This window comes from Sorangium sp. So ce363, assembly GCF_051520435.1.
Lineage (GTDB): Bacteria > Myxococcota_A > Polyangia > Polyangiales > Polyangiaceae > Sorangium > Sorangium cellulosum_B.
In genome coordinates this window covers 5,620,653-5,632,669 of sequence record NZ_CP150333.1, presented here as the reverse complement: position 1 = coordinate 5,632,669, position 12,017 = coordinate 5,620,653, and the positions used below count along the sequence as shown (strand labels likewise).

At 69.4% G+C, this 12,017-nt stretch carries 9 protein-coding genes; 5 read left to right on the top strand and 4 right to left on the bottom strand.

Annotated elements, in window-relative coordinates; all coding sequences use genetic code 11:
• Nucleotides 1-63: 63 nt before the first annotated feature.
• Both pucL and WMF12_RS21400 read left to right on the top strand, forming a co-directional pair.
• On the top strand, nt 64-909 hold the full coding sequence (pucL, locus tag WMF12_RS21405) for a factor-independent urate hydroxylase (protein ID WP_437873353.1): 846 nt from the start codon (nt 64-66) through the stop codon (nt 907-909).
• A 59-nt stretch (nt 910-968) separates the two neighbouring features.
• The gene (locus WMF12_RS21400) at nt 969-2,180 is read left to right on the top strand and encodes a PAS domain-containing protein (RefSeq protein ID WP_437873352.1); all 1,212 of its coding nucleotides are present in this window, start codon (nt 969-971) and stop codon (nt 2,178-2,180) included.
• Between the two features lie 97 nt (nt 2,181-2,277).
• On the opposite strand, the gene WMF12_RS21395 is transcribed toward WMF12_RS21400, so the two are convergent.
• The 4 genes from WMF12_RS21395 to WMF12_RS21380 all read right to left on the bottom strand — a co-directional run bounded on the left by WMF12_RS21395 (nt 2,278) and on the right by WMF12_RS21380 (nt 7,193).
• Entirely contained in the window at nt 2,278-3,609 is a 1,332-nt protein-coding gene (locus WMF12_RS21395) for a hypothetical protein (RefSeq protein ID WP_437873350.1), read from the bottom strand.
• A gap of 37 nt (nt 3,610-3,646) precedes the next feature.
• Entirely contained in the window at nt 3,647-4,684 is a 1,038-nt protein-coding gene (locus WMF12_RS21390; protein ID WP_437873349.1) for a hypothetical protein, read from the bottom strand.
• Nucleotides 4,685-5,022: 338 nt separating this feature from the next.
• Nucleotides 5,023-5,994, bottom strand: a complete 972-nt coding sequence (locus WMF12_RS21385; protein ID WP_437873348.1) for a hypothetical protein — start codon at nt 5,992-5,994, stop codon at nt 5,023-5,025.
• 275 nt (nt 5,995-6,269) lie between these two features.
• Complete coding sequence (locus WMF12_RS21380) at nt 6,270-7,193, bottom strand: LysR family transcriptional regulator (RefSeq protein WP_437873347.1); 924 nt, start codon at nt 7,191-7,193, stop codon at nt 6,270-6,272.
• Between the two features lie 82 nt (nt 7,194-7,275).
• Between WMF12_RS21380 and WMF12_RS21375 the strand changes: the two genes are divergently transcribed.
• The 3 genes from WMF12_RS21375 to WMF12_RS21365 all read left to right on the top strand — a co-directional run bounded on the left by WMF12_RS21375 (nt 7,276) and on the right by WMF12_RS21365 (nt 11,861).
• Nucleotides 7,276-8,337 (top strand): MBL fold metallo-hydrolase, encoded by a 1,062-nt coding sequence (locus tag WMF12_RS21375; RefSeq protein WP_437873346.1) that lies wholly within the window; start codon nt 7,276-7,278, stop codon nt 8,335-8,337.
• A 625-nt stretch (nt 8,338-8,962) separates the two neighbouring features.
• Nucleotides 8,963-10,477 (top strand): DUF1592 domain-containing protein, encoded by a 1,515-nt coding sequence (locus WMF12_RS21370; RefSeq protein WP_437873345.1) that lies wholly within the window; start codon nt 8,963-8,965, stop codon nt 10,475-10,477.
• A gap of 1 nt (nt 10,478) precedes the next feature.
• Nucleotides 10,479-11,861 (top strand): DUF1552 domain-containing protein, encoded by a 1,383-nt coding sequence (locus WMF12_RS21365; protein WP_437873344.1) that lies wholly within the window; start codon nt 10,479-10,481, stop codon nt 11,859-11,861.
• Nucleotides 11,862-12,017 lie beyond the last annotated feature (156 nt).

Below are 12,017 nucleotides of genomic sequence, written 5' to 3'. Positions count from 1 at the left end.
CAAGCTACCGTCTCTCCCGCGTCTCAAAAGAGCGTCGTCGCCCGGCGCGGGAGCTGAAGAACGATGTCAATCTCGTTGGTGCGGAACGCCTACGGCAAATCGAGGGTGCGGCTCGTGAAGGTCCGCCGCGCGGGCGCGCGGCACGAGCTCACCGACGTCCAGGTCGATGTCCAGCTGGAGGGCGAGTTCGACGACGCTTACACGAAGGGTGACAACAGCAAGGTGCTGCCCACGGACACGATGAAGAACACCGTGTACGCGCTCGCCAAGGGCCACCCGGTCGAGCCGATCGAGGACTTCGGCGTCCTGCTCGCCGAACACTTCCTCGGCAAGCCGCACACCCGGCGGGCGAGGGTCGCTATCGCGGAGAACGTCTGGTCTCGCGTCGACGCGGGCGGCGCGCCGCACCCTCACGCCTTCCTCCGCGCGGCTGGGGAGCGGCGGACCGCGGAGATCTCCGCGGCTCCCGGCGCGGTCGAGATCACGTCCGGCATCGCGGACCTCCTCGTCCTCAAGACCGCCGGCTCGGCGTTCTCGGGCTTCCCGCGCGACGAGTACACGACGCTCAAGGAGACCGGGGACCGCATCCTCTCGACGCTCATGGTGGCCCGCTGGCGCACGGCCGGCCGCGACCCGGCGCCGACGGCGACGTGGGAGCGCGCCCGCCGCGCCCTGATCGAGACGTTCGCAGCGCGACACAGCCTCTCGGTGCAGCACACCATTCATGACCTGGGGGAGGCGGTGCTCGCCGCCTGTCCTGCCATCGACGAGGTGAGCCTCTCGCTCCCCAACAAGCACTGCCTGCTCGTCGATCTCGCACCCTTCGGGCTCACCAACGACAACGAGATCTTCGTGCCGGTCGACGAGCCGCACGGGCTCATCGATGCCACGATGAAGCGAGGGAGCTGACCGTCGGGCGCGGCCGTTTTTCTCGACATGCCGAGGACGTGCCCGGTACAGTGCGGCGCATGGACCAGGTGGCCGGCCCGGACGAGCTCGAGATCGCGACGAGCTACATGAAGGCGGTCCTCACCGGACCGTTCATCGCCGTGGAGTGCACGGGCGACGTCGGGTCTCTCGAGATCGCCGCGTGGAGCGCCGGGGCGGAGCGGCTGCTGGGTTATACCGCGGAAGAGGTGATTGGCCGCCGCCTCGCGGACACGGCGCTCCGCAGCGCCGACGCCGACCTCTGGCGACGCCTCTGCGACGGGCAGGGCGGCGCGCCGCTCTCCGCCGAGCACCGGCGGAAGGACGGGCGCGTCGTCGCGTGTGCGTGGGTGCACGAGCCGATGCGCGGCGCCGACGGCCAGGTGGTGCGCAGGCTCTTCATCGGGCAGGACGTGACCGACCGCGGCCGCCTGGCGGACGCGTCGCGGGACGACTCGATCATCCTGCGCTCCATCCTCGATCACGTCCCGATCGCCGCGTGCAAGTATGATCGCGATGGGGTCTTCACCCATCATGACGGCAAGGGGCTCGAGAACTCGGGCGTGAAGCCTGGGGCGCTCATCGGCAAGAACGTCTTCGACCTCTACGGGTCCAGCCCGGAGGCCGCGGACGGGATGCGGCGCGTGCTGGCGGGAGAGGTGGTGGAGAACCAGGTCGAGACCCACGGCGTCACCTGGCGGTCCTGGCTGCTCCCCGTCCTCGACGAGCGCGGCGCGCCGAACGGCGCGGTCTCCGTGACGTTCGACATCACGGACATGAAGCGCAAGGAGGTCGAGCTCCAGGCGAGGCTCGACATGATCCAGGCCCAGCAGCAGGTGATTCGCGCGCTGTCGACGCCCATCATCGAGGTCTGGGATCGCGTGCTGACGCTCCCGATGGTCGGCGTCGTCGACAGCGTGAGGACCTCCGAGGTGATGGACAGCCTCCTCGACGCGATCTCGACCAAGGGGGCGCGCTTCGCGATACTCGATCTGACCGGGGTCGACGCCGTCGACACGAAGACGGCGAGCTACCTCATCGAGATGGTCCGCGCGATACGGCTCCTCGGCGCGGAGGGCGTGATCACGGGTATCCGCTCGAACGTGGCGCAGACGATGATCGCGCTCGGGGTCGATCTCTCGGGGATCATCACGATGGGCAACCTCCGCGCCGGCCTCAAGCTCTGCATCCAGCGGATGAACCGCGCCGACGCCGCCGCGGCCGACGGCGCGCGGCGGGCCGAGCCACGTTGATCGGAGCTTCGAGGGCACGATCGACATCGGCGCCTGACCGGTCACGAGCCCCGAAGCGGAGGGGGCGATGCGGGCATGGCGTCGCGCTCGGATCGGGCTATGGCGCCGTCGTCCGCGGCGGCGAGACGTCGAGATCCGCCATCTTTCCCTCTCGCTCCAGCCGCCAGATGTCCTCGTCGGTGACGAACTCCTGCGCGAGGAGCTCTCGCGCCCGCTTGATCTTCGCGAGGAGGACGGGCTCCATGACCGGTGTGCTCGACTCCTTGGTCGGCGCGGGCGGCGGCTTCATCAGCGAGAACGTCCCGCGCGCAGCGTTCCCTTCGGCCGTCTCCCCCTCGATAAAGTACGTGATGGTGAAGACATCCGGTTCACGCACCGTGTCGAGCCTCACCTCCACATCGACCCCTTGCCCCGGTGGGATCTCGACCAGGCCGAGCGACGCCTTCTCGCGCGGTGAGGCGTCCGAGGCTCCCGCGTAGTACCGCACCGCCGTGACGGTATCGATCCGGACCGGCGCGTCGCGGTGATGCCACAAGCGGAAGGCCTGCCGGACCACGCCGTCGCCGTCCTGCTTGGGAAATCGGGGCGTCGGCGTCGCCGCGATGGTCACGATGCCTCGCTCGGCGAGGTCCTGAAACATCATGTTCGGGATCTGGAGCAGGGTACGGCCGGCGAGCTTCTCGCCCGCTTCGCTCTGGACCTCCACCCGGATCAAAAACTCGGAGACGAGCGCGGTTTGCGGCCGGCGCTCGTAGCTGTGGGTCACGAACGGCGCCTTCGTCTTCTCCGAGCCGCCGTCGTCGAACACCCAGGCATAACTCGCGGGCTTGAACGGCCTCGCGTCGGGGTTGTCCTTGACCCCGACGTCGACGATCCGCGCCGTGAGCTCGTAGTCACCGGGGGTGCTCGGCAGGAGCCTGTGGGTGATGACGACGATCCGCTCCGGCTTGCAGGCCTTGACCTTGTATCTCGGGACCTCGCTCTGACTCACCACGTTGTTCCGCCCGAACACGGCGATGGTCGGCATCTCGTACGAACCGTCCGTGTCGGGCCAGATGCGGAGCGGCACCCGCGATCCGGTTCGCGTGCCAATGACGCTGTGGAGGTATTCATCTGTACCGTTCGAGGTATGGGCGCGCACGGTGATGAGGTTCTCCTCGCCGGCGCACACCTCCGGCTTCTCGACCTCGATCTCGTCGATGCGGGGCGCCGGGTCTTCCGCGGGCGCCCTCGTGCTCGCCGCGGCGACGCTCGCCGCGCGTCTCGCGCTCGGCGGGGCCTCCGGCGCGCTCGCCTTCGGCGCTGCCCGGGCGGGCTCGGGCGCCTCGGGAGGGCGGACCGACCAGACCCAGAGCCAGAGCGCGGCGGCGAGCGCCGCCACGCCGACCCACTGCGCCTTCGACCGACGCGCACCGATCCTGGTCCTCATGGCCTGAGCTCCTCATGTCAGCGTGCTCGAGCGATCGTCAGTACCAGCACCCGTACACATTGCCTCCGGAGTTCCACTGGACGTTGTGGTTCGTATCGGCGGACCAGACGGTCGCGCCGGCCTGGGTCCCCCAGGGGTGCCCGCTCCAGCCGCCGATGCGGTCGGGGCTGATGGACACGGCGACGGCCTTCGGGTCGTCTCGGACTCCTCTCCACAAGCTGCCGCTGCTGGTGTCGCATGCGTGCGAGGCCATGCAGTTCGCGACCTGATTGGCGGCCTTCTCGCAGACGTCCGAGAGGCAGACGATCGATGTGCCGATCGAGCCCCAGAACCCCAGGCTGTTCTCGCAGCTGTCCATCACCCCGCCGTGAAGGGCGTTGGCCGCGCTGGCGAGCTTGGCGTGGCTGTACGTGTACGGGGGGATGGCGCCCTGGCCGTCGAGATGGTGCGCGTAGGCCAGGAATGAGGAGCAGACCATACCGTTGTTCCACGCCGGCCCGCCGGTGGGCGTGCCCTCGGTGTTGCGGTACTGGAAGAACGAGTAGTGCACCCGGTCGCCGCGGACGCTCAGCCGAGGGATCTCGACCCCTCCGTCGATGATCGAGCGCTCGGCGTAGTAGGGCACCTCCCACCAGATGGTTTCGCCGATCGACGCGGCCCGCTTGGGATCGCCGACCTGATACGTCAGCGCGGCCGGGCCGATCCCGCCGCTCCCGTAGAGGAAGCGGTAGATCCCACCCTGGTTGACCTGCGCGAGCCCGGGATAACCATCGAGCAGATCGTTCGATACGATGGGCGTGCTGCACACCTCGGGCCAGGAGTTCTCGCGCGGCTGCTTCATGGTGGCATGCGTCACCCACCGTCCGGGGCCATGCGACAGCATCGAGTGCGTCCGGAACTCGCCGACGGCGTTAAGGACGTCTCCGATCGGCCCCGAGCCGGCGCTGAACACGGCCGCGCCGTTCGGCGCGTTCCAGCCGGCGCTGGAGTAACCGCACGCCTGCTCGGCGGCGGCAGCGGCGGAGGCGAGGCACGACGATACGATGACGAGCGGTAGGACGATCGCTGGTTTCAAGGGCGCACCTCCGATCGAGAGCTTGGCCGTCGGGACACGGGGCAGTGAAGCGGGCGCGTGGAGCGTCCTGGGCTCTGACGGACGAACGCCGCGAGCGGCCCGAGCCGGAGGGGGCGCTCGCTCGAGATACGAAAGGATGACGCTCCGAGGGGCGGCGCGTGCGGGTGCCCCACCCCCGGCAGATAGTGTGGTCCGAGGAAACCGTGGGCAAGCAGAAAATGGAGGCGCGATTGCCTTCTACCGCCGTGATCGAGCCCGTCAGGCGGTCGGGCCTGGCTGATGCACAGGATGATGCGCAGGATGATGCACAGGACGGACCGGCGGGACCCGGGGACGCCTCATCGGTCGACAGGAGGCGGCGATCCCCCTCCCGGGGCTCCGAGCACCTCGACCGCCCCCTCCGACGACAGCAAGATCTGCGGATTGGCCTGCGCCGGCGAGATCACGTTGAGCACGCCCCTCGCGCGCACGCGCAGGCCTGGTTTGATGAACTTGTTGCGCGCGTCCACCGGGGCGCCGGGGTGCGCCGCCCAGCCCCGCGCGAGCTTGTCGCGGATCGCCTTGAAGAGCTCCGGATCGCTGAAATTGACGAGCGTATACTCGCGCTCCACCCGATCCCTGTCGACGACGCGCAGCGCCCAGATGTCGAATTTTATCTGCGGGCTCCTCGGGAAGAGCACGAGATCGCCCTCCAGCTCGACCGGCCGGCCATGACCGGCCTGCATGCGCTCCAGCACCTCGATTGGCCTCGAGACGGCCGGATCGAGCCGCAGGTGGATCGGGCGATCGGGGCGCTCGGCGATCACGTAATGCAACCGGATCTTGTCATTGCGCCACAGGTCTCGGACGTGCTCCGGGCGGGTCACGAAGACCGGGACCACCTTGTCTGCGAGCTCGACCACGAGGATCTTGCCCTCGGCGTCGACGCCGTGCACACGACCCACGAGCTCGCGCCCCCCGAGCAGCGCCGCGCGCGTGGTCGTGTCGTGTGCATACGGCGGCGCGTCCACGCCGGAGGAGAACCGCGTGATCACCTCGATGCGGCGCACGCGGACATGGCGCTGAGGGCCCTTCTTCTCGAGGCTGCCGAACACGCGCAGCCGGTCATGCCGCTGGAGCCCGGCGAGCTCCCGCGCGACCTCCGGCGACCCCGGGATCATCGGAAAGTCAGCGTAACGGAAGAAATCGTGCGGGAGCCGGTAGGTGAATACGAAGAGACCGGACGCAGGCGCCGCGCCGTGCATCCATCCATCGAGCCCGTGGCCGGCGAGCGCCGCGGCGATACCGGCATCATCGTCCGGGTCAATCACGGCCGACGGATCGCGCGGGGTCGGAGTCGCGTGATGGCTCGGAGTCGCGCGCGCGGGCAGCGCGGCCGGAGCCCGTGTTGGCGGGGGATGGCAGCCGGACGGAACGACCAGGAGGGCGAGAAACCAGCCGAACACCGCGACCACGCGTTGACCCATGCGCCAGCATAGCAGGTGCGGAGTCGAACCTGCACGGAGGCCGTGGAGTGCCTGAGCGGCGCTATCGCGCGCTCCGGTCGAATCGCGCCCGCAACGCGATCCACACGAACGTTGGAGGCTCATGGGGACGCCCTGGAGCGGCCTCTCGCGGTGGAGCTGGAGATCAGGCTCTCCCGGATGCTGCGATGGCGCGGGTCGGTCGTCCAGCGTGGATGAAACACGATGTGGAGCGTGAAGGGCTCGACCTCGAAGGGGACCGGTCGGGTCGTGAGTGGCAGCCCCGAGGCGCGGACGATGCGCGCGGGCAGGGTAGCGACGAGATCGGTCTCCGCTGCCAGCGAGAGCGCGAGCAGCAGCGACGGCACGCGCGCCTGCACGTCCCGCGATCGTTCGAGCCGCGCGATCGCCCGCTGCACCGGCGAGAGCCCCGGCAGCGAGGTGCCCACGACGACGTGCCCGCACGCGAGGTACCGCTCGAACGTCGCGCGCCCGCGGGTGAGCGGGTGCCCACGCCGCGTCACGACCACGTGTTCGTCATCGACGATGGGGCGGAACACGAACTGCTCCAGCCCGTCGATGTCCACCCGCGGGACGAGCGCCAGGTCGACCTCCCCGCGCTCGAGAGCGCCGATCGTCTCCAGCGAGGGCTGGACGACGCGCAGCGTCGTCATCCGCCGCGCCTTGGCCTGCTGCGCGAGCCACGGCCTCAGCACGACCAGGGTGCCGTAGTCCGACGTCGCCACGCGCAGCGGAAACGGCTCGTCCTCGCGCTTCTGGCGGACCATGGGATCGAAGACCGTGCGCAGCGCCGACAGGGCGCGCTCCACGTCGGGCTGGAGCGCGAGCGCCATGGGCGTCGGCTCGAGGGCGCGGCCGGTGGACACGAACAAGGGATCGCCGAAGACCTCTCGGAGCCGCGCGAGCGAGCGGCTCATGTTGGGCTGCGTCGTGCCGAGGCGCCGCGCCGCCTGCGTCACGCTCCGCGTCTCGAGCAGGTGGTGGAGCGCGCGCAGCCCGTTGAAGTCGACGTCCTCGATCCGCATCGCCGGATCATATCCTTCACGACATACCAGGCATCACGCCGAAGCATGACCCGCGTGCGACCGCGCGCCGTACAACCGAGGCATGCGTGATGTCCCGCTCGATGAAGCTCCTTCTCTGACGCCGCCCGAGCCGCCGATCGTGCCTCGCCGGCTCTCCACGTCCATCCGCCCGTGGCTTCGCCGGATCGGCGCCGGGCTCGGCGCCGTCGTTGCGCTCGGAGCGGCGCTCGTGATCTGGGCCGGCCTTGGCAGCCCATCGAAGCTCCCACGCGTGGAGCTCGCCGTGCCCCCGCAGCGCGCCTCCGCGTGGGAGGACGTGTTCGCGCGCGGCCAGCGCGTGCGCCTGTGTACCCTGGAGACGGGCGAGGTCGGCGGCGCCCGCTCGATGTTGCTCCGCAGCGACCACGTCGCGTTCGATCGCGCCCGCGAGCACGAACCGCTGCCGATCTACGCGCACCTCGTCCGCCATCCCGCGCGCGGCGACGTGCTGATCGACGCCGGCCTCTCCGCCCCGTTCGAGCGCGAGCCGTTCGGCGACATCCGCGCGCCGGTGAGCTGGCTGCACCGGGCGATGGGCACGCGGTTCACGCTCCCTGCGGGGCGCTCGCTCGGTGCTCAGCTCGCGCGCTTCGGCTCGCGCCCGCGCCAGGTCTACCTGACCCACGTTCATGGCGATCACACCGCCGGCCTCGGCGAGCTCCCCCGCGACGTCGAGATCGTGACCGGCGAGGGCGAGGCCGACGATCTCGCGGGGCACCTGGGCTACGGGCACTTCGCCGAGGGAGCGACGCTCTCGGAGCTCTCGTTCGCGCGCGGCGTCCCCATGCCGCCGTTCGACCGGGCCATCGACGTGTGGGGCGACGGCGCGCTCTGGGCGCTCCCGACGCCTGGCCACTCGCGCGGTCACGTCTCGTTCGTGGTCAACGCCGAGTCCGGCCCGGTGCTGCTCATCGGCGATGCGTCGCATTACGCCTGGGCGTTCGAGCGCGGCATCGGCCCGCGCGGCCCCTCGGCGAGCGACGAGGCCGTGGGACAGCGGAGCCTGGAGCGCCTGCGCGAGCTCGTCCGCGCCCACCCGAGCCTGCGCGTCGTCTACGGGCACGAGGCGCCCCAGGTGATCTGCGATATCTCCCCCGCGCCGTGACGCCTCTAGGCGCGGCGCGCGCGACGTCGCTGGTCGAAATCGGAGAGCTTTCGGCGGTTCGTGATCAATACGCGCCGGAGCGGGAATTCTTCCAATGACTACTCGTGTGCGCGGCGTGGGTGGCCTGGAGAGGTGCGACGGAGTCGCGCTCTCGCCTCGCTGCCCAGGCCGTAGTGCGCCCGGTTCTGCTGGGCTGACGCGGCGCGTGCCGCGTCAAGTGACGGCCAGTCGATCCATAATATGACGGGAGTGGAGTCTTCGGGCAGTATCAGACTTCGCCAGCCGATGGTCCGTTGTTGACCGCTGTCCGGCCATTGAACGTGGGCGTCTTGCGCTGTGGATTGGTGGGAGCAGCGCTTGACGTCTGCCGAGGCTTCACCGTAGGTTGTGACCGACGGTAGGAGGTCACGGTATGGCTGACTTAGGATATCGTCGCTGGCGAGCCGGTCACGCGCTCATAGCGACGCTCGCGCTGACGGCCGTAGCCGGGTGCGGTAACGGGCAGATCGGAGCGGCGGGCTCCGGCTCTGGCTCCGGCTCCAGCTCCGGGGAGGACGGCTCGACGTCCGGACAAGGAGATCCCCCGGTGTGCGGCGCCGAGCGGATCCTCGCTCCGCAGCGGCGTTTGACGCGATTCGAATACAACAACACGGTCCGAGATCTCCTCGGAACGTCCCTCACCCCTGCCGATCAATTCCCCCCGGATGAGATCGCCGGCGGTTTCAACAACAACGCGACGGTGCTGACCGTGTCTGCGCTGCACGCGGAGAAGTACCTCCTGGCTGCCGAGGCGCTCGCGACCGAGGCCGTTGCGGGCGATCTGTCGAAGCTCGTGCCGTGTGATCCGGCCGCGGTCGAGGGGCAAGTCACCCAGGAGGAGGCGTGCGCGCGGCAATTCGTCCAGGACTTCGGCCGTCGCGCGTACCGTCGGCCGCTCGCGACGTCGGACGTCGACCGGCTGATGCGCGCCTACGCCGCGGGACGCACGGACGGGTCGTTCCGTGAGGGCATCGAGGTCGTCATCCGGGCCGCGCTGCAATCGCCGAAATTCCTGTTCCGCCTGGAGCTGCGTCACGATCTCGATGCCTCCTCGTCGCGGGTGCGCCTCGACCCGTACGAGATGGCGTCGCGCCTGTCGTACCTCGTCTGGGCGTCCGGCCCCGACGACGAGCTGCTCGATGCCGCCGAGGCGGGCCTGCTCGATACCCGCGAGCAGCTCGCCGAGCGAACCCGCCAGATGCTGGAGCACCCGCGGGCGCGCCGGGCCATCACGGAGTTCTACAAGCAATGGCTCAACCTCGGGAAGCTCGAGACCATCGTCAAGGAGGAGAGCCAGTTCCCCGGGTACGACGACGAGCTCGTCGCGGGGATTCGCGCCGAGACTCCCGCGTTCGTCGAGCACGTGCTGTGGTCCGGGGACCACAAGCTCTCGAGCCTGCTCACGCTGCCCGTCGGCTTTGCCACCGAGTCCGTCGCCGAGCTCTACGGCGTGACGGTCCCGCCCGGCTCGACCACACCCCAGCTCGTGGAGCTCCCGCCGGACCAGCGCGCGGGGGTGCTCACGCAGCCCGCGTTCCTGGCCGTCCACGCGCACCCCGATCAGACCTCTCCGGTGCTGCGCGGCAAGGCCATCCGCGCGAAGTTCATGTGCCAGGATCCGCCGCCTCCTCCTGACGACGTCGACCTCACGCCGCCCACCGGCGAGGAGGGCGTTACAGCGCGTGAACGGTTCAACCAGCACGCCTCCAATGCCAGGTGCGCCGGCTGCCATCAGCTGATGGATCCGATCGGCTTCGCGTTCGAGAACTTCGACGCCGTGGGCGCGTACCGCACCGAGGAGGGCGGGCAGGTCATCGACGTCTCCGGGGAGATGGTCCTGTCCGATGACATGGACGGCCCGTTCGTCGGCGTTCGCCAGCTGGCGGAGAAGCTCGCCGGGAGCGTGCAGGTCCGCGAGTGCCTCGCGACGCAATGGTTCCGCTACACGGCGGGCCGCTTCGAGAACATCGACGACGAGTGCTCGCTCGACGGGCTGCGCGCAGGGTTCCACGGTTCGGAGGGCGACCTCGTGGAGCTCATCGTGGCGACGACGCAGACCGACGCGTTCCTGTACCGCAGCGCGATCGCAGAGGAGGAGTGACATGAGACCGCGAATGATCTCTCGACGGCGGATGCTCCAGGGCGCGCTGGCGGCGACGGCGACGATTCCGCTGCTGAACTCCGAGCTGGCCCGCGGGCAAGAGGCCACCGCGCCCAAGCGCTTCGTGGTGTTCTATACGCCGAACGGCACCATGGAGTCGAAATGGATGCCCACGGGGACCGAGACCAACTTCACGCTGAGCCCGCTGCTCCAGCCGCTCTCGCCGTTCAAGTCGAAGATTATCCCGCTGCGCGGGGTCAACATGAACGTCGTGGTCAACTCGAACATCGGCTCCGAGCACGCTCGGGGCATCGGGGGCCTCTTGACGGGGCGGGCGCTGCTCAAGGGCAACTTCAAGAGCTTCATGTCCACCAACGCAGGCTGGTCGTCGGGGATCTCGCTCGATCAGCACATCGCGAACAAGCTGCAGCCGAGCACGCTGTTCCGGACCCTGGAGCTCGGCGTCCAGGTCCGTGACGCGGAGGTGCGCGGTCGGCTCAGCTACGCCGGGCCGGACCAGCCCATCCCCCCCCGCGAGGACCCTTACGACACGTTCCAGCAGCTCTTCGGGGCCACGGTGCCTGGCCAGGGCCAGGACCCTGGCGGGTCCACCGCGCTGGATCGGCTCCGCGCGCAGCGGCGGACCGTGTTCGATCTCCTCCGCGAGGACATCGCCGACGTGCGGCCTCGCATCGGCAAGGAAGATCGCCTCAAGCTCGACTCGCACCTGCAGTCGATCCGGGACATCGAGGCGCGCCTGGCCGGCGGCGGCTCCTCGACCGGCGGCGGCGGCACCCCGACGACGAGCTGCCAGGCCCCAGCGCTCGGCGACCGCATCGACCTCTCGAAGGACGACAACATGCCGGCCATCGGCAAGCTCCAGATGGATATGATGGCCGCGGCGCTCGCGTGCGACCTCACGCGGGTCGCCACGATCCAGTGGTCGTACGCCGAGAGCGAGCACCTCTACCCGTTCCTCGGTCTCACGCAGAATCACCATGCCATCTCCCACGAGTGGAACGCGGCGGGCGACGAGAAGTACATGAAGATCCACACGTGGTTCGCGGAGCAGCTCGCCTACCTGCTCGGTAAGCTCGACTCGTACGCGGAAGGGGATCGCACGCTCCTCGACAACACCGTCGTCCTGTGGGTCACCGAGATCGGCGAGTCGAGGCAGCACGCGCTCACGAACATCCCGTTCTTGCTCGCCGGCAGCGCGGGCGGGGTCTTCCGCACCGGCCGCTTCGTGGACTATCTGGCGAACGGCGGCTCTGCCCGCCAGCACAACGATCTTCTCGTCACGATCGCGAACGCGATGGGGACCGACGACAAGACCTTCGGCGACCCGCAGTACAGCACCGGCGCGCTTCCCAGCCTGACGTAGCCAGCTCGGCTCGGCACACACGGGCTCCCTGAGGACCCTCCTCCAGGGAGCCCACAGGCGTTAACCAGGCTCGTTCGTCACGCTCGGGGCACGAAGCCCGCCCCCCTCCACCCCACCATCGGTCACCAACGTGAACGTTCGGATGTAGGAGAACGC